Source organism: Psychrobacter immobilis (assembly GCF_904846235.1).
In the GTDB taxonomy this organism is placed as follows: domain Bacteria; phylum Pseudomonadota; class Gammaproteobacteria; order Pseudomonadales; family Moraxellaceae; genus Psychrobacter; species Psychrobacter immobilis_C.
The window spans coordinates 61,348-85,852 of the sequence record NZ_CAJGZN010000014.1 but is presented as its reverse complement, the minus strand read 5'-3'; the positions used below and the strand labels follow the sequence as shown (position 1 = coordinate 85,852).

18 protein-coding genes are annotated in these 24,505 nt (G+C 44.2%); 13 read left to right on the top strand and 5 right to left on the bottom strand.

The genetic code is table 11. The annotated features are described in order from the left end of the window. Both JMX07_RS10350 and JMX07_RS10345 read right to left on the bottom strand, forming a co-directional pair. The gene (locus JMX07_RS10350) at positions 1-2,031 is read right to left on the bottom strand and encodes a heme lyase CcmF/NrfE family subunit (RefSeq protein WP_201607794.1); all 2,031 of its coding nucleotides are present in this window, start codon (positions 2,029-2,031) and stop codon (positions 1-3) included. A 283-nt stretch (positions 2,032-2,314) separates the two neighbouring features. Then, positions 2,315-3,646, bottom strand: coding sequence for a hypothetical protein (locus JMX07_RS10345; RefSeq protein ID WP_201607792.1), 1,332 nt, complete (start codon positions 3,644-3,646; stop codon positions 2,315-2,317). Between the two features lie 493 nt (positions 3,647-4,139). On the opposite strand from JMX07_RS10345, the gene mrdA reads away from it, so the two are divergent. From mrdA to scpB, 8 genes are all read left to right on the top strand, one after another. Then, positions 4,140-6,125, top strand: coding sequence for a penicillin-binding protein 2 (mrdA, locus tag JMX07_RS10340; protein ID WP_179798395.1), 1,986 nt, complete (start codon positions 4,140-4,142; stop codon positions 6,123-6,125). A 99-nt stretch (positions 6,126-6,224) separates the two neighbouring features. After that, positions 6,225-6,911: a 16S rRNA (guanine(966)-N(2))-methyltransferase RsmD gene (gene rsmD, locus JMX07_RS10335; protein ID WP_201607790.1), complete on the top strand. Its 687-nt coding sequence runs from the start codon at positions 6,225-6,227 to the stop codon at positions 6,909-6,911. A 210-nt stretch (positions 6,912-7,121) separates the two neighbouring features. Continuing rightward, positions 7,122-7,550, top strand: a complete 429-nt coding sequence (gene rplM, locus JMX07_RS10330; protein WP_057761004.1) for a 50S ribosomal protein L13 — start codon at positions 7,122-7,124, stop codon at positions 7,548-7,550. A gap of 10 nt (positions 7,551-7,560) precedes the next feature. Further along, positions 7,561-7,947, top strand: a complete 387-nt coding sequence (gene rpsI, locus JMX07_RS10325; RefSeq protein ID WP_101206364.1) for a 30S ribosomal protein S9 — start codon at positions 7,561-7,563, stop codon at positions 7,945-7,947. A 332-nt stretch (positions 7,948-8,279) separates the two neighbouring features. Beyond that, complete coding sequence (locus tag JMX07_RS10320) at positions 8,280-9,368, top strand: lipid A biosynthesis acyltransferase (RefSeq protein WP_201607788.1); 1,089 nt, start codon at positions 8,280-8,282, stop codon at positions 9,366-9,368. Positions 9,369-9,476: 108 nt separating this feature from the next. Further along, positions 9,477-10,562: a tryptophan--tRNA ligase gene (locus JMX07_RS10315; protein ID WP_201607787.1), complete on the top strand. Its 1,086-nt coding sequence runs from the start codon at positions 9,477-9,479 to the stop codon at positions 10,560-10,562. 138 nt (positions 10,563-10,700) lie between these two features. Further along, positions 10,701-11,564, top strand: coding sequence for a segregation and condensation protein A (locus tag JMX07_RS10310; protein WP_227684784.1), 864 nt, complete (start codon positions 10,701-10,703; stop codon positions 11,562-11,564). A gap of 124 nt (positions 11,565-11,688) precedes the next feature. Next, the gene (gene scpB, locus JMX07_RS10305) at positions 11,689-12,249 is read left to right on the top strand and encodes an SMC-Scp complex subunit ScpB (protein WP_201607817.1); all 561 of its coding nucleotides are present in this window, start codon (positions 11,689-11,691) and stop codon (positions 12,247-12,249) included. 120 nt (positions 12,250-12,369) lie between these two features. Here scpB and lolA read toward each other — a convergent pair whose 3' ends face one another. The 3 genes from lolA to rplU all read right to left on the bottom strand — a co-directional run bounded on the left by lolA (position 12,370) and on the right by rplU (position 14,125). Then, positions 12,370-13,056 carry an outer membrane lipoprotein chaperone LolA gene (gene lolA, locus JMX07_RS10300; protein ID WP_413786677.1) on the bottom strand — a complete coding sequence of 229 codons (687 nt, stop codon included), beginning with the start codon at positions 13,054-13,056 and terminating at the stop codon, positions 12,370-12,372. A 408-nt stretch (positions 13,057-13,464) separates the two neighbouring features. Beyond that, a complete protein-coding gene (gene rpmA / locus JMX07_RS10295; protein ID WP_021813611.1) occupies positions 13,465-13,722 on the bottom strand; it encodes a 50S ribosomal protein L27 in 258 nt (85 codons plus the stop codon). 91 nt (positions 13,723-13,813) lie between these two features. Further along, positions 13,814-14,125 carry a 50S ribosomal protein L21 gene (gene rplU / locus JMX07_RS10290; RefSeq protein ID WP_057761012.1) on the bottom strand — a complete coding sequence of 104 codons (312 nt, stop codon included), beginning with the start codon at positions 14,123-14,125 and terminating at the stop codon, positions 13,814-13,816. Positions 14,126-14,694: 569 nt separating this feature from the next. On the opposite strand from rplU, the gene JMX07_RS10285 reads away from it, so the two are divergent. The 5 genes from JMX07_RS10285 to hemB all read left to right on the top strand — a co-directional run bounded on the left by JMX07_RS10285 (position 14,695) and on the right by hemB (position 24,498). Continuing rightward, entirely contained in the window at positions 14,695-15,720 is a 1,026-nt protein-coding gene (locus JMX07_RS10285) for a polyprenyl synthetase family protein (protein ID WP_160020800.1), read from the top strand. 866 nt (positions 15,721-16,586) lie between these two features. Beyond that, positions 16,587-17,990, top strand: coding sequence for an efflux RND transporter periplasmic adaptor subunit (locus tag JMX07_RS10280; RefSeq protein WP_201607786.1), 1,404 nt, complete (start codon positions 16,587-16,589; stop codon positions 17,988-17,990). A gap of 35 nt (positions 17,991-18,025) precedes the next feature. Then, complete coding sequence (locus JMX07_RS10275; RefSeq protein ID WP_201607785.1) at positions 18,026-21,256, top strand: efflux RND transporter permease subunit; 3,231 nt, start codon at positions 18,026-18,028, stop codon at positions 21,254-21,256. Next, a complete protein-coding gene (locus JMX07_RS10270) occupies positions 21,253-23,067 on the top strand; it encodes an efflux transporter outer membrane subunit (RefSeq protein WP_227684774.1) in 1,815 nt (604 codons plus the stop codon). The genes JMX07_RS10275 and JMX07_RS10270 overlap by 4 nt, the downstream gene beginning before the upstream one ends. A gap of 423 nt (positions 23,068-23,490) precedes the next feature. Beyond that, entirely contained in the window at positions 23,491-24,498 is a 1,008-nt protein-coding gene (gene hemB, locus JMX07_RS10265; RefSeq protein WP_201607784.1) for a porphobilinogen synthase, read from the top strand. Positions 24,499-24,505: the final 7 nt, after the last annotated feature.

Genomic DNA, 24,505 nt, shown 5'->3' with positions numbered 1-24,505 from the left:
TTAACGCTCCCCTATCTTTGTAGCTGACGTATCCAAATCCGCAACCGTCGCAAAACCTGATTTTTTGGCCGCGATTTGTGCAGGTGTTTTGGTTTTTTTGATACGGTAACGACTGTCTAGCATACTGAGCAATGCGCCAAACGCCATGATAAGCGCACCCAACCATATCCAGCGGATCAGCGGTTTGACATAGATACGGAAAGCCCATTCATTACTGTCTTCAGCAATCGGCTCACCAAGTGCTACGTAGACATCGCGCATCAAATTGGCATCAATCGCAGCTTCTGTCATCGGCATCATACTGATAATGTAGTTACGCTTTTCAGGATATAACGTGGTCACTTCTTGACCGTCTCTGCTGACTGTTACTTCTGCTTGCGTAGCATCAAAGTTACTGCCTTTTACTTCACTAAAGCCTTTCACCGTAAAGTCATAGCCTTGCACGTTGACACTGTCATTAGGCCCTAATGCCACATCGCGCTCAATGCTCAACGTACTGGTAAATGCCACACCGATAACTGCAATGATAACGCCAATATGAGCGGTCTGCTGACCCCAGTAGCTTAGACGCAACTGACGTAAACCGTTTAAACGACTTGGTGCGTTTTTAGTTTTGTCTTTGAAATCGACAACCATCCATAACAACACCCAAAAGCTCACAGCCAATGTAACACCGATATTTAGCATCGCTGATGGACTGGTAAAATAGGTGATAATGGCAGCTAATACCAAACTGCTCACCGCGATAACCATGCCAGCACCCAATAACGGGCGGCTGTCTTGTTTCCAACGGATATTAGAGCCCATACCCATCGCTACCAGTAGCAGCCATGTCAACGGCACAAATAGAGCGTTGAAGTATGGAGGGCCAACAGATACCTGACCCAAGTTAAAGGCATCAGCAATAATAGGATATAACGTACCAAGTAGTACCACTAAGGTTGAAATGAGAATAATAACGTTGTTAATTACCAAAAATGATTCACGTGAGATAAGTCGATACTGACTCTCGACCGTCAAACGCCAACCACGTACAGCAAACATCAACAGACCACCGCCGACGATGATACCGAGAATGACTAGAATCACTAAACCACGCGTTGGATCAGCGGCAAATGAATGCACTGACGTGATGACACCTGAACGTACTAAGAACGTACCAAGCAAGCTAAGCGCAAAAGCAAAGATTGCGAGCATAATCGTCCATGCTTTAAATACACCACGTTTTTCGGTGACAGCAAGTGAATGCAGTAGCGCTGTCCCTGCCAACCATGGCATTAATGAGGCGTTCTCTACTGGATCCCAGAACCACCAACCGCCCCAGCCAAGCTCATAATAAGCCCACCATGAGCCAAGCGCGATACCGACTGTTAAGAAACCCCAAGCCGCCAATGCCCATGGACGCGACCAACGTGTCCATACCGCATCCAAACGCCCTTCCCACAATGCAGCCATACAAAACGCAAATGGCACAACCATACCCACGTAACCCATATAAAGCATCGGCGGGTGAATAATCAGACCAAAATCTTGCAACACAGGGTTTAGATCCGCGCCATCAACAGGCAGATTGGGTAATGTGCGATCAAATGGTGATGAGGTAAAGATAAGCATCGCTAGCATCATCATCTGCACGCCTGCTAATATCACCAGCACTCGCGCACGCATAGACAACGGCAACCCACGGCTGAAGTAAGAGACCAATGCACACCAAGTGGCCATGATGGTCATCCAAAGCAGCAGCGAGCCTTCATGCCCGCCCCATGTCGCCGACAGCTTGTAGTACCAAGGCAGCAATGTATTGGAATGCTGAGTGACGTAGACGAGGCTAAAGTCGTTGTAATAAAAGCCTGCCATCAGTGCAGCAAATGAGGTAATCATTGCCGCAAATTGTGCCCATGCCAGACTTGGCGCCAAACGCTGCCAAGCGACGTGGTCACGCATGACGCCAATGGTTGGTAGTACCACCTGCAAAATCGCCAGTATAAAAGCGGCCAGCAAGGCAAAATAACCCAATTCTGTGATTAACATACGGTCTAACCTTGTTTACCTTGGATACAATTAAGGGTTCACCGATGGCATTGCTAGCCACTGGCAAACGCTAATAGTCCTTTATGCGGTCATAGTTTACGGTTAAAAACTGAGGTTTCAATTGCTGTAGAAGCACATAAAACCCGCTACTATCATTGTGACGTATCAATATGAATGATTGATACAAATTACTTATCTGTTGTTAATTTTACATTTTTTAGTTATTCAAAGCTTATTCAATATAGCCGTTCATCACTAATTAAAAATACTTATTAATGCATTATTACATCGAGGGGAAAAATACTAACACTAAATGCAACCAACCTGCTAGAAAACCAGTCAAACCGCCCAAAACAATCAACGTCATCTCATCCTCTCGGAAAGCGGGACGCAACAGGTTCTGAAACTCATTTGGCGTTAGCGCACGTATTCTATCGCGAAACAGACCGAATATCTTACTGGCTCGGCTTTCATTTAGCTCAGGATCTCGCAGTGGTACCATCGTTGCGACAATAGATTTGTCGATAATGGTATTTTTGAGCTGTCCATAATCACGGCGACCCAATCCCACACGTAATGTCGTGCTAATCACTGGTGACTCTAGCACCGTATATAGATGCGATTTCATCAAATCACGGGTTTGCGCTGAGCGGTCACCATACATCATCTCATTCATGATGTTTTCTAGAGTGACCAAATCTTTTACCACAATTTCAGCAAAAACCTCAGAAACTTCCTCTTGGCGCTTCATAAAGCCACCTTGCAAACGATACTTTGCGATATGCGGTATGACGGGTTTGATAAATGGAAAGCGACTCTGCACCGTAAATAGCTTCAAATAAGGTATGAAGTGCGGCTCTACTGGATTAAATACCATCCAAATGGCAATCCAATTGGTGAGAAAACCCCAAATCGCGGCAAAGAACGGTACGGTCCAATGCTGCGGCACTACCAAAAATATAAACATTTGGATAATACCAAATACCAGACCAATCAACGCACTGATGTGCCAGATAAAATCGATCTCTTTTTGTCCGACCTTTAGAAACATATTGACCATCAGGCGACGATCGTTTTCCATCGTGTTAACAATCATTTTGCGCATATCGACCAAGTCTTCGACATGATAAGTCAAATCTGTCACCAGCGACTGCATAATACTAGGTAGCTCTTTATGGGCTTGCGCATAGACACGGCGCTTTAGGGCGTAAGGCAGATTGCCCCACAATGCTGGCGAGTGATCCAGCATAATCTCATCAATCAATGGCTCAAGGTTTTTGTCCACCGTATCGGTGACAAATATCGCCATTTGCTCAGGCTCCATCGCCTTAAAAAACTCATCAAGCGAACCGAGTTTTGAGAGCGTTTGGTCAACGATAACCCCTGATATCTTGCCCGCTTTGCGCGGAACAATACCTTGCCAACCGATACCTGGCAGCCCAAAAAATGGGAAGTTTGGAATACGAATACCCCAGAACTTGACCGGATAGAACAGCATCTTGAGCGCCATCCACACATGTACCCAAGTGACGAATGCCGTCACTGGTGGGATGGTCAGCATGGCAAAAAACTCTGGATGTTCAGCTATCGTCTGCCATAATGAATTTACGTCCATGACTTATCTAGTCCCTGACAGGTTGATTGTCGTTGCTAATATTGTCGCTACTGATAACGAAACTTTAGCAAAATGAGAACGTTTCAAAAGACGCTCCGCCCATAATAACTACTATAAAATAAATCGCCTGATTTTAGCATACTTGCCATTTATTAGCACATATAGACCAGCGGCAAGTTGTGACTAAAGATGACATGGTTCATATCGTCTGTTAACCAATAAAAACCTAAATATAAGCCAGTGCTTAGTCAGTAGACAATCAAGACAAAATATATGACTGAGTACTGCGCCTGCTTATTTGTTCTGTTATAATTTGTAGTGCAATAACAAAGACTACCTGCGTATAAATGACTGCATGACGATTTCACACCATACTCTTCTATGTGATTGAAACCATTTGCATTATCTTTTAGACTCACCGCACTTTGGTTAACCAACCTGCCCTCTTACTTTTCTTTTATTGACTCACTGACCGTTTGGGCTCTGATCTTCTATGAATAAACCGATAACTCCCAATACCGAACAGGTCAACAGTACCTTTACCAATCGTATTATCATCTTTGGGATTATAATATTGATTGGTTTGGGCGGTTTGATAACACGTTATGGGTATTTGCAAGTCTATGCTCATGATCAGTACACAACGCAAGCTGATAACAACCGTATCAAACTGATATCTGCGCCACCTAGTCGTGGGTATATCTATGATCGTAACGGGGTAATACTGGCAGACAACCAGCCAGTCTTTACAGCGATGCTCAGCCCTGATGAGGTCGAAAATCCTGAGCGCACGTTGCATCTACTTGCGCCGATTTTTGATTTAACCGATACAGATATCACTGACATCTTGGCGCGTCTAAGTAAAAATAAAAACGACCCTGTGACGATTAAGATTGATTTAACAGAAGCACAGTTGGCTCAGTTTAGTGAGCGTAAGCCTTTCTTCCGCGGGGTCTCTATCCAAAGCAAGCTTACGCGCTCTTATCCTTATGATGAGCTGTTTGCCCATGTCATCGGCTATGTCGGACGTATCAATGACAAAGAGTCAAAGCGTATTGATAAAGACCGTTACGCTGGTACTGACTTGATTGGTAAAATCGGTATTGAAGACTACTACGAAGATATTTTGCTTGGTCAACCAGGTTATCAATCGGTAGAGACAGACGCACATGGGAATATCTTACGTCAACTGGATACCAAGCCGCCAATAGCGGGTAACGATATTACGTTGAGCTTGGATTATGGTTTGCAAACCATCGCCCAACAGCAACTCGATGGACGCCGCGGTGCAATCGTCGCGATAGATCCCAAAAACGGTGATGTATTGGCATTTGTTAGTAATCCAAGCTACGACCCTAACCCTTTCATATCGGGTATTTCTTTCAAAGACTACGACGATCTACGCGAAGATTTAGATCAGCCACTATACAATCGCGCACTCCAAGGGATGTACCCCCCTGCTTCTACTATTAAACCGTTCGAAGGTTTGGGCGGTATTCATTATGGTCTACGCGATTGGAACAGCACTATCTATGACCCTGGTTATTTTAGCTTACCTGGTGACACGCATCGATTCCGTGACTGGAAACGTGGCGGTCATGGCACGGTAGACCTCAAAAAATCCATCATGATGTCGGTCGATACGTATTACTACAAACTGGCCTACGAGATGGGCATACAACGTCTACATGATTGGATGACACGCTTTGGTTTTGGTCAACAAACAGGCATTGATTTGCCCAACGAAAAATCAGGCATCATGCCATCGCCAAAATGGAAAAAAGACACTTACGATAAAGACTGGCTACCGGGCGAAACCATCTCGGTCAGTATTGGACAAGGGTATTTCTTGGCAACGCCGCTACAGATTGCTAATGCTACAGCCATGACTGCCAGTAAAGGACAGCACATTACCCCGCATTTATTAAAGAGCAGTGACGGTGCTGCGGACGTCAAAATCATCACTAAGCCAGATGGCAAAATAGACTACAACGGTAAGCCGTCTGACTGGCTACGAATGCATGATGCTATGGAAGACACCGTCAAAAGAGGGACAGGCCGCGGCATCTATACCCCGCGCTATCGTATCGCTGGTAAAACAGGTACTGCACAGGTAAAGTCTATCGCTCAAGGCCAGCGCTATGACAAGTCGGCAATCGATAAGCGTCACTGGGATCATGCTTGGTTTAATGGTTTTGCCCCAGTAGAAGACCCGCAGATTGCCCTTGCAGTATTGGTCGAAAATGGCGGCGGTGGTAGTGCTGTTGCAGCGCCTATTGGCCGTGCTCTATTTGACTACTGGGTATTACAACGTAAAACAGATCCTGTGCTGCCACCTTCTGCTGATGAGCTAAAAGTCATTAAACGCCAAAAAGCTTTTGAAAAAGCGATGCGTGATGCCATTCGAGATAAAGAAGCAAAAGCATTGGAAGAAAAAGAAGCCGCGGAAGCTGAAGCGGCAGCAGCGACGTCTGAGTAACTAGACGTTTAAGTACTTAATAGTATAAAAAGCAAAACCTAGTGAAATAAGACTTAGTAAAGTAAAACCTAGCAAAGAATTGGTAAGCGAGACACGATAATGAAAAAAGCCTCAAATGGACGCGCACCAAAGAATAACCGTAAGGCGAAAAGTGCCGCAGCGGGTGATGTACGCATTATCGGTGGTCAGTTTAAGCGCCGTATTGTAAGTTTCATCGATGCAGATGGCCTGCGCCCGACCCCAGATCGCTTGCGGGAGACTTTATTTAACTGGCTACTCGCTGACATTCATGATGCCCATGTACTCGATAGCTGTGCTGGCAGTGGCGTATTAGGATTTGAAGCATTATCTCGCGGTGCGGCCCACACGACATTTATCGAAATCAATCCAGCACAAAGCAACATGCTACGTCAGAGTGCTGAGCAATTACGTCTTGAAGCTGCTTCTTATCAAATTATCACTGGCACTGCTGAGCAAGTACTGCGTCAAGAGCATCTGACTGCGCGCTCCTTTGACATCGTATTTATCGATCCACCTTATGCTCAGGATTTATGGCAGCCTATTTTGACTGCGCTTATTACCAACGCTTTAATCAATACTGAAACACTAATTTATCTAGAAGCTGATAAAGATTTGTCAGCACAGCTTAAACAATTGGAAGCGTCGCTAAATGAGAATTTAGACCTCCAACCAAGCGTTACTCAGCAACCAATCGCTTTTGAATGCTTAAAACAAACTAAAGTCGGACAAGTTGTCGCTGGACTTTATCGTCTATCATCGTCATAATTGTCGGGTTAATGAAAGCCGTTAACGTATTTTACAAATGTTTAGAACCGCTAAAAACTGGCCGACGCTGCAGTTTAATGTATATAAGGCGAAAATAAACCCCAATGCAGCTTGCAAGCGTAGGCGCTACTGCTTATAATGTGCAGTCTGTTTTTTGAGAGCCCCGTTCCCAGCTAAACTCTCAACGAATTCTAATTTTAAGGTTTTATCATGAAAACACTTAGTGCAAAACCAGCTGAAGTGACCCATGACTGGTATGTCGTAGATGCTGACGGCAAAACCCTTGGTCGCTTAGCCACTCAAATCGCAACTCGCTTACGTGGCAAGCACAAGCCTTCTTTTACTCCGCACGTTGATACTGGTGACTTTATTGTTGTCATCAATGCTGACAAAATCACGGTAACGGGTAAAAAAGCACAAGACAAAAAGTACTATCGTCACAGTGGCTACCCAGGTGGTATTAAAGAAACCAACTTCAATAAGTTGCTTGCACATAAGCCTGAAGATGTTCTACACAAAGCAGTTAAGGGTATGCTTCCAAAGGGCCCTCTTGGCTATGCGATGATCAAGAAGCTGAAACTTTATGCGGGTACTGATCATCCACATACTGCACAGCAACCTAAAGAACTAGACATCTAAGGATATACTTATGGAACGCAATTACGGAACTGGTCGCCGCAAGACGTCTACTGCTCGTGTATTTTTATCAAAAGGTACTGGTAGTATCGTTGTTAACGGTAAGCCACTTGACGAATACTTCAGCCGTGAAACTTCACGCATGGTTGTACGTCAGCCATTAGAACTACTAGACTCTGTTAACGCATATGACTTATATGTAACTGTTGCAGGCGGTGGTATTAGTGGTCAAGCTGGCGCAATCCGCCACGGCATCACACGTGCATTAATCGAAGCTGACGAAACTTTGAAGCCTGCCCTAAAAGCAGCTGGTTTTGTTACTCGTGATTCACGTCAAGTTGAACGTAAGAAACTGGGTCTACGTAAAGCACGTAAACGTCCACAGTTCTCAAAACGTTAATCAAAACTCTCTCTTATCCTTTTGCTGCTGTTGTCTTTTTCTCAGAGCTTCAGTAGCAAAGTTAAATAAGAGTCTGGTTTTGCAAAACCTTATAAGCTGGTCACAGCTTATAAGGTTTTTTTATGCCTACTGATAGCGTGTTGATTATCTGATTGTCTTAATCAAACCAGCTTTGTCTTACAGCGATAATTGACATGAGTGCCTTGTTTCGACACTACAAAGTAGAGCGTCTGTAGAAATTCTAACTTGCAAAGCATTAAACGCTACCCCATCATATCAGTAACTTTTTATTATTAGCCATGATGCCTCAAACCGTGCTGCAGAAGGATATTATGAAAGCGCCAGAACAATTCGACCCTAGCAAGCCATCTGCCAACAGCAGCGTGCCGCCTAGCATGGAACAGTCGGCTAAGTCGCCTGCGATACCTGCTGGCACACCGACGATTACTCAAAATCATAAGCGTACAGCGCAAGCAGATAACAAGCCATTTCAGTGGCAGTTTTTATCACCAAAGAATTGGGGCATTTGGCTGTTATTTTTGATAATGCTACCCATGATATATCTGCCGTTACGTTGGCAGTTTTGGCTAGGTCGTAAGCTCGGTATATTGATTTATAAAGCTGCTGGCTCACGTAGACGTGATACGCTAATCAATCTGAAGTTGGCATTTCCAGAGAAGCCAGAAGCTGAACGTGAATTAATGGCCAAGCAAGTCTTTGTCAATCAAGGCATTGGTGTGTTTGAAACGTTATGCGCTTGGTTCAGGCCCAATATATTTACTAGAACTGTATCCATCTCAGGGTTACAGCATATTGTTAATGCGCAAAATGAGCAGCGACCAGTTATCCTGCTCGGTGCACATTATACGATGCTAGACTTGGGTGGCCTCTTATGTGCGCAGTTTTTCCCTGTAGACTGTATGTATCGTACGCAAAACAATCCTTTATTAGACTGGTTTATTTATAATGGTCGTACCAATATTTTTGGTAAGCAAATCTCTAGTCGTGATATGCGTAGCTTGGTTACCTCTATCAAAGCGGGACACGTCATCTGGTACTCTCCTGATCAAGACTATGGTCTCAAGCAAGGGGTCATGGCGCCATTTTTCGGTGTGCCAGCCGCGACGATTACTGCATCGCGTCGCATGGCAAAACTGGGTAGCAAAGAAAAGCCGCCAGCTGTCATGGCACTGCATACTTATCGGCAGACGCCTGACAACTTGCCGCGCGGTAAACGCCCCCATTATCATTTAACGATTACACCAGAGTTAGACAACTACCCAAGTAAAGATGAAGTCGCTGATGCCACTCGGGTCAATGAAGTTTTAGAAGGACTCATTCGTATTGATCCCACTCAGTGGATGTGGTTTCATCGCCGCTTCAAACATGGGCCAAACGGTCGTACTGATATCTATAAGTAAGCCTTTATTCCCAAAAATACTGGTGAAGTTTGCTATACTTTGCGGCTAATATTTTGCATTTTAGCTATGCACTGATAATAATTTGATAAACAAAATAACGGATTTTCCATGAGCAATAACAGTACTCCTGACAATCAAACTTCTGATACTTCAACCGAAGCCAAGCGCATCCTGACTGGTATCAAGCCAACTGGTATTCCGCATTTAGGTAACTATGTTGGTGCGATTCGTCCAGCGATTGAGTCTATTCAAAATAGTGATCATGAAGCGTTTTTCTTTTTGGCAGACTACCATGGCATTATCGGTTGTTATGACCCTGCTATCATTCATGAATCGACGAGAGCCATTGCAGCCACATGGATTGCTTGTGGTTTAGACCCTGAGCGTGTCACGTTCTACCGTCAGTCAGACGTGCCTGAAATTCCAGAACTTGCTTGGATCTTGAACTGCTCATGTGCCAAAGGTTTGATGAACCGCGCCCATGCCTATAAAGCAGCCGTTGATATCAATACAGAAAAAGCCGATGTCGATCCTGATCAAGGTGTCACCATGGGTCTATTCGGTTATCCCGTGCTAATGGCAGCTGATATTTTGATGTTTAATGCGACCCACGTGCCTGTTGGTCGTGACCAAGTGCAGCATATCGAGATGGCGCGTGATATCGCAGGTACTTTTAATCATCGTTATAAGTCGCTTTTCACGCTACCATCAGCAGTCGTTGATAACGATATACCGCTGCTTACTGGGCTTGATGGCCGTAAGATGAGTAAGAGCTATAGCAATACGATTCCCCTATTCGGTGAGCCAAATCCACAAGTTAGTCCTGAAAAACAGATGCATAAAGCCATCATGAAAATTGTGACTAACTCACAGCTACCTGATGAGCCAAAAGATCCTGATGACTCAGCTATCTTTGAGATTTATAAAGCATTTGCGACCGCTGAAGAGATTGCTGATATGCGTGCGCGCTATGCCGCTGGTATTGGTTGGGGCGACGCTAAGCAAGCTTTGTTTGATAAGATTAATGACGAAATCGCGCCATTCCGTGCACGTTACGAAGAGCTGATGGCCAATCCAAAAGAGCTAGAAGAAATCTTGCAGATGGGTGCGGATAAAGCCCGTCGCCATAGTCGTAAGCAACTAGACAAAGCTCGCCGTGCTATCGGCATCCGTCCGCTTGCTAAGCTTAAATAATCGTTGCTGGAATAGTCGTTTCACTGGCGCAATTTATTATCAAAGCGGGTGCTAAACGTGCAAAATGAACCAAACATCAGACAGGCGGCTTTGTCTAAAGCCGCCTTATCTGCTATGGCTGATTCAACTTCTGAGTCTATGGACAATCAGAGCGAGCATGATGAATCAGTCAACCATGATATGTCGCTGCGTATCTATCAAACGCCTGTGCAGCATTTGCCAGAAGACCTGTATGTACCACCGCAAGCCTTTGCTATTTGGTTAGAGCAATTTGCTGGTCCATTGGATTTTCTATTGTATTTGGTCAAAAAGAACAACGTCGATTTGACCCAAATGCCCATTTTGCCTATCACTGAGCAGTACTTAGCTTATATCGGTGAATTAGATACCGAACACTTTGAGCTAGCGGGTGATTATCTGCTAATGGCATCAACGCTCATCGCTATCAAAACCGAACTGCTATTACCTGCCCCTGATACCCCTACCGATGAGCGTGACCCAAAAGCAGAACTGATCGAACGCCTCGAAGAATACGCGCAAATCAAAGTGGTCAGTCAGCGCCTAGACAATCTAGTACGTCTAGAGCGCGATGTGTTTTTGGCCATGGTTAGTATGCCTGGTCAAGACGTTATGAATGCGGAACTGCCAAGCTACTCACCTAACTTGCTGATTGATAGCTTATTTAAAATGCAGTTACAGCCTGACTATCAAATGCATACGATCAAAGTTGATGCAGTACCCCTTGCCGATCGTATTGCCAGTATTAGCAGACAATTAAGTACAGATGGGGCGCGCTCCTTTTATGAGCTACTGGATAAGGCACAAGGTAAAATAGGCGTGGTCGTGAGTTTTGTCGCCGTACTTGAGCTTATAAAGCGGCAGTTAGTTGGTGTGGTCAATATTGAGACAGATAGCGGTGTCGTCAACTCTGTTTCCAATAATTCTGATCAGACTAATATGAATAATGAATCCACAAATCTCACATTACAGTGGTTAGCCTAGTAGGCTCTAAGACTGTCTCTTAGACTACTCTCTATTAAAATCACAATATTGAAATAAGAGCATACTTTAGATGGTAGATATTGAAGACCCAAAGCAACATGATGAGACCCTAGAATCAACAACTATGACTACATCACCATCAGCTGAAGCGCAGCATAATTCTCTTGAAGAGATGAGTAAACGTATTGAAGTACTGTTGCATGTATCAGAAGCACCGCTGACCGCTCACGCATTAAAGAAACATTTGTCATTATCTACTAAAGAATTAAAGCAAACCTTGGAAGTGCTGCAACAACGCTTAGATACAGGTGTGCTTAGGCTACATGAGACCGCCAGCGGTTATCGTTTACAGATATCTGATGACTATAGCAGTCTAATCCAGCGTACTTTTCCGCAGCGTCAGGAACGCTTGAGCCAAGCCTTACTTGAAACCCTAAGTGTCATTGCTTATAAACAACCTGTGACACGCAGTGATATCGAGCATGTGCGCGGAGTGACATTATCGAGCAATATACTACGCCAGTTATTCGATAAAGGATGGATTGTGGAGAAAGGCTTTAAAAATACTCTAGGCCGTCCTGCATTGCTGCATACTACTGCGCAGTTTTTAGATGCGTTTGGATTAAGCCATCTGGATGAACTGCCACCTATGCCAGATATGGAAACCATACGATCCATGTCTTAAATTTTCTGCTGAACAAACTATAGTTACTCACATAAAAAAGGACAGACCACATAGGGTCTGTCCTTTTTATTGCGTTGCTGATTTTGAACTGATATCAAAACCTAGCAATACGTCTGCTAATTACTGATTAATCACATCAACACCCTTTGGCGGTGTAAATTTAAACTGACTGCTACCAATACTTGGGTTCATCTTAATACCGCTAAACTTAATAGAGGTTGTCTGTCCCAAAGTATCATTCAATACCATCATGACAGGTTTGCCACCACTAAAGCTTATTGAAAGACTTTTGAAACTTGCACTGTCTGACTTAGGATAGAGTACATAGTAGTTTTTGTTGTCATATGGCTGAGTGATTTTGAAGTTTTGATCAATTTTGCTCGGATCACCTGACAGTAGCAAAGCTGGCGTATTACCTACTTGGCTGTCGACGTTTTGCTTGGTCGCTTGCTCTAAATCCTTGTCATAAACCCACATAGAATTACCATTAGCAACGATCAGCTGCTCTGATGGTGACTTGGTTTCCCAGCGGAAGTTATTTGGACGTTGGACACTCATAGAGCCTTTAAACGTACCACTACTCGCGCCTTTAGTTGTTTGACTAAAATTGGCTGTCATACTCTTGGTATTGGTCAGCAATTTGTTCAAACGTTTAGCAGCTGTTAGGTTGTCAGCAGGAGCTGCTGTAGCCGTTTGAGTCAACGCCATCATTGGCGCTGCGACACCTAGCGATGTCATTAATACACCTGCTAAAGCCCCACTCATCATTTTTTGTTTGGTTGATTTTTTCGTAGATAAGTTCATCATAAATCCTCTCTAAAAAAGCATAATCGCTTTAAAGTTGTCGCTAAAAATAAAATATTCTATTGAAATTTTTGTTTTCTATAAATACTGATTTTACCAAGCTAAAGCTGGTAACCATCAGCAATGGCAACAGTGTGCCAGTTTTTTTATTACGCGCCTAGTCATGATTTGCAATCTTTACTACGGCTGCCATACACGCTTGTAACCAATACAGTTACACGGTAAAAGTTTGCATTTATAATTATTAGCTACAGTAATTATGCTAATAGTGGCTTTAAAGATATCGCTTAGAATTATTATTAATTTATATCACCCTACAAACGTAAAAAGCCCTTACTACCATAAGGCAGTAAGGGCTTTTTTAATTATCTGATCATTCTATCCAAAGAATAAAACGACCTAAATAGATAATTATGCGTTTTCAACCGTAACATAACGACGGTTAAATTTACCTTTGGTCGCAAACTTTACAACACCGTCATTCAGTGCAAATAAAGTATGGTCACGACCCATGCCAACGCCTTCGCCTGCATGGAATTCTGTACCACGTTGACGAACGATGATGTTACCAGCTGTGATAGCTTGGCCACCAAAGATTTTTACGCCTAGCATTTTTGGGTTTGAATCACGACCGTTACGGCTCGAACCGGCAGCTTTTTTATGTGCCATGAGAAAATCTCCTTGTTAATTTGACTTATCGCTGATGCGATAACTCTTAAGCATTTAGTGCGCTATTTAGCAATAATTGCTAAATGGATAATTAGGCATTAATCGCTTTGATTTTTAACAAGGTGTACCATTGGCGGTGACCTTGTTCTTTGTGATAATGCTTACGACGGTTGTGCTTGATGATACGGATTTTTTCGCCGCGACCATGCTCAACAACTTCAACTTCTACGCTAGCGCCGTCAACAACAGGCTGACCGATTTTGACGTTATCGCCGTCAACAACCATCAACACGTCTTCAAATTTGATTGTTTCGCCTTTTTCTGCTTTTAGTAGTTCAACTTTAAGCAATTCATCGACGACTACACGGTGCTGTTTACCACCAGTTTTGATTACTGCGTACATTGTATGACTCCGTTTAACCCGTGTGCCGTGGCTGATGTTATACCAACGCTTTTACGACGAACACGACAGGGAAAAATTAAAGGCAAGATTTTACGGCTTTTTGCTCATAAAAGCAAGCCGCGCCTCTCGTTTTTGCAAGGTAGTTACACTAATGACCATCTCTCATTTGGCTATAACGGCTGCTCATCAAGGAAAGTCGATAAACGACAATGCGAATATAAACATGAGAAATAGTAATGATAAGTGATAGATTAAGCCCAACAGCGGCCATTATAACTTATGCAATCAGTTACTTACAGCCCTTTATGAATCATTTATGTGACCAATAAGCTTAAAATGAGCTAGAAGATATATCTGTAAAACACAAGACATTTCTTATCGTTTTTATTCTATTCAATAGGCATAGTAAGCCCTATATATCATACGCCTGACCTACTTGTGCTATATACTTTAACCAACAATTTAAGCAGATAGCTATGCTATCATAAGCGAAATAATACCTTACCTATAGATAGATAAAGTCAAGGTTATACCAACTCTCTTTACTCTTATTAATATGACTATTTATTATGACTAGCACCTCTTTAAATAATACCGTGCCTGCCCCTCAATCGACGCCTAGCTATGCTGATATTCAAAGTATTGTAGCCAACGACTTTGAGGTAATGGACAAGCAAGTGTTTGGCAGTTTGAACTCAAAAGTACAACTCGTCATGAGCGTCTCGCAACACGTGATCAATGCTGGTGGCAAACGTATGCGCCCCCTGATTACCTTGCTTTGCGCACGTATGTTCGATGACAATCCATCAGAAAAGGCCATGCATCTAGCTGCTATCACTGAAATGCTACATACCGCCACCCTAGTCCATGATGATGTCATCGATGAGTCCGGGCAACGCCGTGGAAAGCCGACAGCAAATGCGACGTGGGACAATGCCACTGCCGTATTGGTCGGTGACTATCTGATTGCTCGTGCGTTCAACCTATTGGTTGGCTTTCAGAGCCTGCCACTGTTGCAAGTATTCTCAGATGGGACTTGTGACATTGCCGAAGGCGAAGTATTACAGCTACAGCACCAGCATAACCCTGCCGCAACAGAGGAAGATTACTTACGTATTATCGATGGCAAAACATCACGCCTGTTCATGATGGCGACCCAAGGTGCTGCTATCTTGCAAGACAAGACAGAATATATGACGGCATTGGGCGATTTCGGACAGCATTTTGGTAATGCGTTCCAAATTATCGATGATGTGCTCGACTATAGTGGCGACAGTGAAGTGATGGGCAAAAACTTAGGCGATGATCTTGCTGAAGGCAAACCTACCCTACCGACTATCAAAGCACTCGAGCTACTCAAAGACAGCGACACTGAAGGCTATGAGCAGTTACGTATTGCCGTTCAGACAGGTAAGACACCAAATGCTGAACAACTGATTGAGTTGGTACGTAGTTCTGGCTCATTGGCTTATTGTAAGCAGCGCGCTCTAGAAGAAACTAAACTGGCACAAGATGCACTGAGTACGCTACCAGACAACCGTTATCGTACAGGCTTATATCAATTGACTGAACTCGCTAGCGCCCGATTAGTATAATTAAAGCTGAGTCGTCTATGTTATTAACTAATTAAGACGACTCTTTTTTTTGACAGAATTTTTTAGCATGGCTTTTTAGCAAACTCCTTCAGCAATTGATGAATAAGAAGCTCATAAATTAAGAAGTACCTTCTCAAAAACTAGCATGTCAGCCAAATCGTTACCTTTCTTTAAGTTTCATACATTCTTGCAGTACTATAATCGTATAAGGCTTTTTGGACAGTCGGTCAAAGTTTGATGACGTTTGTTAGAGAGATACTGATAGTTATTTTTTATGACTGTAATTAGGGGTTGCTAAAATTGTCATTTTGTTGACAAAGTCGATTTTCTATCGTTTAAAAACCTTAGTTACTATAGGGTTTTAGATTTATAACAAAAGTTTACAATATATTTTGATACTAGGTTGTGCATGGTTCTATTAGCTGTTAATAGAGACGACGCTTACTATGACGGTAATCTATTAATTCGTAAACTGTAATATTACCGCTTTTCGATCCAGCTCGTATCGCAAACTACTTGACTGTGGGGTTACCCCAATAGTTTATAATGACTCATTAAATTTATTAATCCATTCTGTGGTTTGCTTAAACAATTAATGCTAAATAATCCTTTCGATACTTAATCCATATCGATGTCAGATTTCCTATTAGTTATATTTCACTAACAGAATAATCTGAAACTGGAATAAATAATGCTAGCTTAGGCTATTTATTCTCTTTATTCAGCATTAGCAAGTTATTCAGCATTAGCAAGTTATTCAGCATTAGCAAGTTATTTAGTATTAGCAAGACCCTTATATTCAGTACGCCAAACTTATTGATCGATTTTTATACTGTCACTATTTATATATATTGCCGAGGACATTGATGAAGCACTCTTATCTTGCGCTTGTAATAGCATCTGTACTATCTGGAGCTGTACTGGTTGGCTGTGACAACAACGAGGACGCCGCTGGTGAGCAAGCCGCACAGCAGCAAATGCCGCCTGCGGTTGTCAACGTTCAGACAGTCACTCTCGATACCGTCCCTCAAGTACAAACTTTTTCTGGTCGTACTGCAGCTTATCAAACTGCTGACGTCCGCCCACAGGTCAACGGTGTGATTGACGAAGTACTATTCCGTGAAGGAAGCAACGTCAAGAAAGGTCAGCCACTGTATCGCATCAACACCGACAACTATGCCTCATCTGTAACGAGTGGCCAAGCTGCCGTACAGCAATCACAGGCTAACTATCAAACTGCTGTGGCAAACAATGCCAATGCAAAAGCTGAATTGGTCAGTCGTCAAGCGTCATTAGCACAAGCGCAAAATGATTTACAACGTCTGCAAGGTCTGGTCAGTATTGATGCCATCTCGAAGCAGCAGTACGATCAAGCACAAACAGCCGTACGTACTGCACAAGCAGCGGTACAAAGTGCAGCAGCTTCTGTCGGTCAAACTCAAGCAGGTATTGAGAGTGCAAAAGCAGGCATTCAGACCGCAAAAGCAGGTTTAGAAGCCAGTACGTTAGATCTTAACCGTACTATCGTACGCGCACCGCTTACCGGTCGTACTGATCGCTCTAGCGTCACTGCTGGTACTCTAGTCAGTGCTGGTCAAGCAGATCCATTGGTGACTATTTCACGCTTAGACCCTATCTACGTTGATATTAGCCAGTCTTCTTCTGAGTTGCTAAAGCTTCGTCAGCAGATAGCAGATGGTACTGCTCAGCCAGGTATGAACTCAGTTGAATTGGTACTAGAAGATGGTTCTGTCTATCCAGTACGCGGCAAGCTTGCACTGTCTGAAGCCAAAGTTGACGAGTCAACAGGTGCTGTCACCTTGCGTGCGATTTTCCCAAACAGCAATAACATCTTGCTACCAGGTATGTATGTCTCTGCACGTTTGACGCAGAGCGTTATTACCAACGCGGCTCTTGTCCCGCAAAGTGCGGTCACTCGTACGCCGAAGAGTGAGACACAAGTCTATATCGTTGACGAAAATAATAAAATCCAAGTACGTCCGGTCACCATTAATGGTACTTACGATGGACAATGGGTCGTCACTGAAGGCTTGAAAGCAGGTGACAAAGTAGTTGTGATTGGCGGTGCTAAGGTTAAGCCTGACCAAGAGGTGGTCGCCAAACCACTAGAAAGTGCAAATCCAGCACCATCTGCAAAAGGACAAGGCACGCCAAACGCCAAAACGCCTCAGCAAGCTGCAAAAACGGTGGATAAGCCAGCTGGTAACGAAACTTCTGCTAAGAAACCTACAGAAACCGCTGCTAACTAATTCCATTCAAAGATAGGAAGACTTAGGGATATACTATGTCACGTTTTTTTATTAATCGCCCTATTTTTGCATGGGTTATGGCTATTTTGGTCATGCTCATCGGGGTGATATCGGTTATTAATCTACCGATCGAACAGTATCCACGTATTGCACCGCCGACTATTTCGGTCAGTGCAAGCTATCCTGGTGCTAATGCACAAACCGTCGAAAACTCAGTCGTACAGATCATTGAGCAACGTATGAAAGGCCTCGATGGTCTGATGTATATGTCGTCATCGAGCTCGTCAAATGGTAGTGCTTCAGTGACGCTTACCTTTGAAAACGGCACAGATCCTGACACAGCTCAAGTACAAGTACAGAACAAACTGCAAGCAGCGATGAGCTCCTTGCCTGAGTCTGTTCAGCGTCAAGGTGTCAACGTCAATAAATCGTCTAGCAGCTTTTTGATGGTGCAAGCATTTATTTCTGAAGATGGCACCATGGATCGGGCAGATATTGCCGATTATATTAACTCTAATGTCGTCGATTCGATCAGTCGTGTCGAAGGTGTGGGTGAAGTTCAAGTCTTTGGCTCTACTTATGCGATGCGTGTATGGCTTGACCCTTCACGCCTACGTAGCTACAACATGATACCTTCAGATGTGGTCAATGCGATACGAGCGCAGAACGCGCAAGTATCTGCCGGTCAGTTAGGTCAAGCACCTGCTGATACCGACCAACAGGTTATCAATGCCACGGTCACGGTGCAAAGCTATCTTCAAACGCCTGAAGAATTCCGAAACATTCTACTAAAAACAGATACCTCAGGCGCACAAGTACGCTTAGGCGATGTGGCAGATGTCGAAATCGGCAGTGAAAACTATAGCGTTGTGTCTTTATACAATGGTAAAGAAGCAGCCGGTTTAGGTATTTCACTCGCTGGTGGCGCAAACGCCCTTGAGACTCGTGAAGCCGTCGGCGCACGTATGGCTGAGCTGGAAAAAAACTTCCCAATTGGTCTAGCCTCAGTCGTTCCGTATGACACCACACCATTTGTACGCTTGTCTATTGAACAAGTCGTTATGACCCTCATTGAAGCGATTGTGTTGGTATTTATCGTTATGTTCATTTTCTTACAGAACTGGCGTGCCACCATTATCCCGACCCTTGCCGTACCTGTCGTACTCTTGGGTACCTTTGCAGTGTTGTATATTGCAGGCTTTAGTATCAACGTCTTGACCATGTTTGCTATGGTTCTCTCCATCGGTCTGCTGGTCGATGATGCGATCGTCGTGGTAGAGAACGTCGAGCGAATACTAGAAGAAGATCCTCACATCTCTATCAAAGATGCAACTATCCAGTCGATGGGTGAAATCAGTAAAATCGTTATTGGTATTGCGCTTATCTTATCCGCAGTATTCGTACCGATGGCGTTCTTTGGTGGCTCAACAGGGGTGATTTATCGCCAGTTCTCCATCACGTTGATTACCAGCATGGTGCTGTCAGCCATGGTCGCGCTTATTTTTACGCCTGCGCTATGTGTCACTTTACTCAAACGCGGTAAGAGTCACGAAAAAGGCAGTACTGAAAAGCAAAAGGGTTTCTTTGGTTGGTTTAACCGTGGCTTCTTTAAACTTAGCCGCTCTTATGAAAACTTTGTCGGCAAGAGTATTCGTTTTAAATGGCTTTACATGATTGGCTATGCAGCCATCATCGGTATCATGGCGGTTGTGTTCTTACGTATTCCCGGCTCGTTTTTACCAGAAGAAGATCAGGGTATTATGTTTACCTTGGTTCAGCTTCCTGCTGGTTCGACATTAGATGAAACGCAAGAAGTGCTCGATAAAGTCAGAAACTATTACGACACTCAAGAAACCGATAACATTGCCTCTGTCTTTACCATTGCAGGCTTCAGCTTTGCAGGTCAAGGTCAGAATATGGGTCTGGCGTTTGTGCGCTTATCAGACTGGGAGGAACGCTCGGGCGATGAAAACACCGCTCAAGCTGTCGCTGGTCGAGCAATGGGGTACTTCTTTACTCAGCTGAACGAAGCACAAGTATTTGCCATCGTCCCACCCGCGATTACCGAGCTTGGTAATGCCAGTGGTTTTGACTTAATGATTCAGGACAGTGGTAACCTCGGACATGACGGGCTACTTGAAGCCCGAAACATGCTCTTAGGTATGGCCGCGCAGAACGATCAAGTAGCTGGCGTACGTCCTAACGGGCAAGAAGACTCGCCACAACTTAAAGTAAATATCAATCAAGAACAAGCGGCGGCTTATGGCCTGTCACTAAGCAATATCAATAGCGTTATCTCAACAGCGTGGGGCTCAAGCTACGTTAATGACTTCATCGATCGTGGCCGTATCAAACGTGTCTATGTACAAGGTGAAGCCAGCAGCCGTACCAACCCTGATGATATTGGTAAATGGTATGTACGAAATGACATGAATGATATGATTTCGTTTGATGCATTCTCTAGTAGTGAGTGGCAGTCAGGCTCACCGCGTCTTACTCGTTACAACAGCCTACCGTCCATGAACATCCAAGGTAGCGCCGCACCAGGACTAAGTACTGGTGAAGCAATGAGCTCAATGGAAGCGATGATAGACAAGCTACCTGAGGGTATCAGTTACGAGTGGACAGGTATGTCATTGGAAGAGCAAAAGTCAGGGGCTCAAGCGCCAATGCTTTATGCGCTTTCAATCCTAGTTGTCTTCTTATGTTTGGCAGCCTTGTACGAAAGCTGGTCTATCCCCTTCTCTGTGTTACTAGTGATTCCACTTGGCGTATTGGGTGCAGTGATATTTACCTGGCTACGTGGTTTTGCCAATGATATCTACCTGCAAGTTGGTCTACTGACTGTCGTTGGTTTATCCGCCAAAAACGCCATTTTGATTATTGAATTTGCGAAGGAACACCAAGAGGAAGGTTACAGTCTCAGAGAGGCCGTCATGACCGCAGCACGCCAACGTTTGCGTCCGATTGTCATGACCTCACTTGCCTTTGGTTTGGGTGTTGTGCCATTATTCTTGGCGAATGGGCCAGGTTCAGGCAGTCAAAATGCTATTGGTACTAGTGTTGTTGGTGGGGTAATCACAGCAACCCTCTTAGGTATCTTCTTTATCCCAATGTTCTATATCTGGGTGCGTAGTGCGTTCCCGCATAAATATGAGAACAACACACCCAATGATAAAGATGGTGGCAATGGTACGCCTAACTCGCATAACCCAACACCTTCTGAGAGTTATCAGCCTGCAAGTCTGGGAGACAATACACAATGAGTGCTCAAAAAACATCTATCATCAACTCGTCATCGGTAGCTATGACAGCTATCGATGCGCAGCCAGCACTATCTCGTTTACGCAAAAACAGTGGCCGCCTGTTAGGGCTGACTGCATTGGCAATCAGCATGGCCGCTTGTAACACCATTCCAAAAGCGGATATGCGTCCTGTGCTAGCAGAGCCAAATATTCCTATGCAGCAATCTTATGGTGCATTTGATAAAGAGACTGTCAGTAGTGCTGACCAAGCAAGCATTGCCAGTCAACGCTGGCAGAATTTTTATAGCGATGAGCGTCTAAAGGGTCTGATTGCTCTCGGTCTTGAAAAAAACAAAGACTTTGAGAGTGCGCGCCTAGCTATTGAAAAAGCACGTGCACAGTATCAGATTACCGATATTAATGACTTGCCCGCTATCAATGGCAGTGCTGGTTACACTCGTTCAGCACAGAATCGTACTGATCGAAATGCGAGTAGTAGCTACAGTGTCAACTTGGGTCTTGCCAATTATGAGCTTGACTTTTGGGGTAAAATTTCAAGCTTAAAAGATCAAGCATTGCAGAACTTTTTGGCGACCACAGCAGCCAAAGATGCGACCCAAATCAGCTTGATTAGTAATATTGCCCAAAGCTACGCCAACCTAAGCTATAGCTTAGCGCAGTTAAAACTGGCTGAAGCTACAGTCGAGAGTCGTGAGCGCTCGCTATTTATCGCGGATAAACGTTTTGAAGCAGGTATTGACGCAAAACTGCCTTCATTGCAGGCTGCTGCCTCATTAGAGAGTGCCAAGCTTGCCGTATTACGTGCACAGACCAGCGTTCTTCAATCACGCAATGCATTGCAGTACTTGGTTGGTGGCGCGATTCCAAACGAGCTTATCCCAACACCTGCTGTCAGTAATATCACTAGCCAGCAGATATTTAATGCTGGTCTACCAAGTGAATTGCTGCGCTATCGCCCTGATGTACTACAGGCAGAATACAACTTAAAAGCTGCTGGTGCGAATATAGAAGTGGCGCGTGCCTCTTACTTCCCATCTATTAGCTTGACCAGTAGTGTGGGCGTTAGTAGCGGCAGCCTAAATGACTTGTTCAAAAATGGTGCCGTTGGCTGGTCGTTTGGACCTAGCATTAGCGTCCCTATCTTTGATGCAGGCCGTCTAGATGCCAACTATGATGTGGCTCAAATTGAACGTAAGCAAACGCTTGCTAGTTATGAGAGCTCTATTCAAACGGCATTCCGCGAAGTGTCAGATGTACTTGCTACACGTGCGACGCTCGGTGAGCAGTTAGAGGCGCAGTATCGTCTGCAAGATAATTTTGAGCAGACATATCAGATAGCAGATGCGCGCTTTAAAGCAGGTCTGGACAATTACTTAGACGTACTTGACGCGCAGCGTTCCCTATTCTCTACTCAGCAAGGTATCCTAGATTTAGAGCTACAGAAAATCGTTAGCCAGATTGAGTTGTACCAAGCGCTTGGTGGCGGTGCGAACCTTGATGTACCGTCTGTCATTCCTGTACCGCAGCACACCAACTTGGCGCAAATTGTCACTGGAACTGCTACTAGTGCAAAAACCAAAGCGACAAACGCCATTAAAGCAGCTGGTTCAGCGCGTGTGACTACGCCGCAAGAAGCTATCGCCATTAAGCAGTCGCAAGCGGTAGAAACGACTACTTTTGAACCGACTGCTATCGTCGATGTGAATGACGATGGTAAGAAGGATGCCGCTGTCGGCGTGGTCACTGAAGAGACTCGCTTCAATAATAATAGTGTTGAGCAAGTTCCTGTGACCCAGATTATTGAGCCTTAAATGACCCAGCCTTAATCTGATGACGCAGCTCTATCATCACATTGACAGTCGATACGTACTATCAGCCCTACCGACTTAACATGGTGGGGCTTTTTGCTTTTACTTATGTCTTTTGGTTATAGTAGGCTCTCTTTGTATACGGCCAGTTATAAAGCACAGATTTTAATAAGCTAGTTCTATAAAATACCGCTTATAGCGATATTATTTTAACCATGTAACATGATAACTATTAGGGCGTGTCATCAATTCAATTGATCATATCTAAACGGGCTAAAAATGGCTAAATTTTGCCAAACATCGTTAAATAGCTGGTTAATATCCCGATATTAACCAGCTATTTTCCTTGTTTGACTGCAATTTATCTCATTTTTATCACCATTTTTAAAATGAGGACACGCCCTAAAACAATCATAAGGAATTATTATGAGCTATACCTTTAACCGTGAATACCCTGCCACTCGCTTACGTCGTCTGCGCTACAACGACAATGTACGTTCAATGATTCGTGAGGTGGAGCTGCATCCTAAGCACTTTATTGCCCCTGTCTTTGTATTAGAAGGCGAAAACCAGCGCGAAACCATCGCTAGTATGCCGGGCGTTGAACGCTTATCGATTGATTTGCTAATCAACTATGCCAAAGAGCTGTTAGCAGAAGGTGTCACAACCATTGACCTTTTCCCTGTGATCGATAACGCTTTGAAAACACCGGACGGTAGCGCCGCTTATGACGAAAACGCCCTGACTGCACGTACGATAAAAGCGGTCAAAGACGCTGTGCCAGAGATGGTCGTTATGACTGATGTAGCGCTAGACCCTTATACCTCACATGGTCAAGATGGTCTACTTGATGACAGTGGTTACGTCATCAATGATACAACCATCGAAGTATTGGTCAAGCAGGCGTTGGTACATGCGCGCGCCGGTGCAGATATCATCTCTCCTAGTGACATGATGGATGGCCGTATCAAGGCCATGCGTGACGCGTTTGAAGCAGAAGGTTTTGTGAATACGGCTATCATGGCTTACTCAGCCAAATATGCTTCTGCTTACTACGGCCCATTCCGTGATGCCGTCGGCAGTGCTGGCAACCTAAAAGGTGGCCATAAGAAACAGTATCAGATGGACTTTGGCAATCGTGCTGAGGCGCTACATGAAGTGGCTATGGATATCAACGAAGGCGCAGATATGGTCATGATCAAACCAGGTCAGCCGTATCTTGATTTGATTCGTGAAGTCAAAGACACCTTTGGCGTACCCACCTTTGCGTATCAAGTATCTGGCGAATATGCCATGCATATGGCTGCTATTCAGAATGGCTGGTTGAGTGATGCAGTGATTTTAGAATCTTTGATTGGCTTCCGCCGTGCTGGTGCTGATGGTATCTTGACCTACTTTGCTCTAGAAGCGGCCCGCCAGCTAAACAATGCCTAATAGTAGT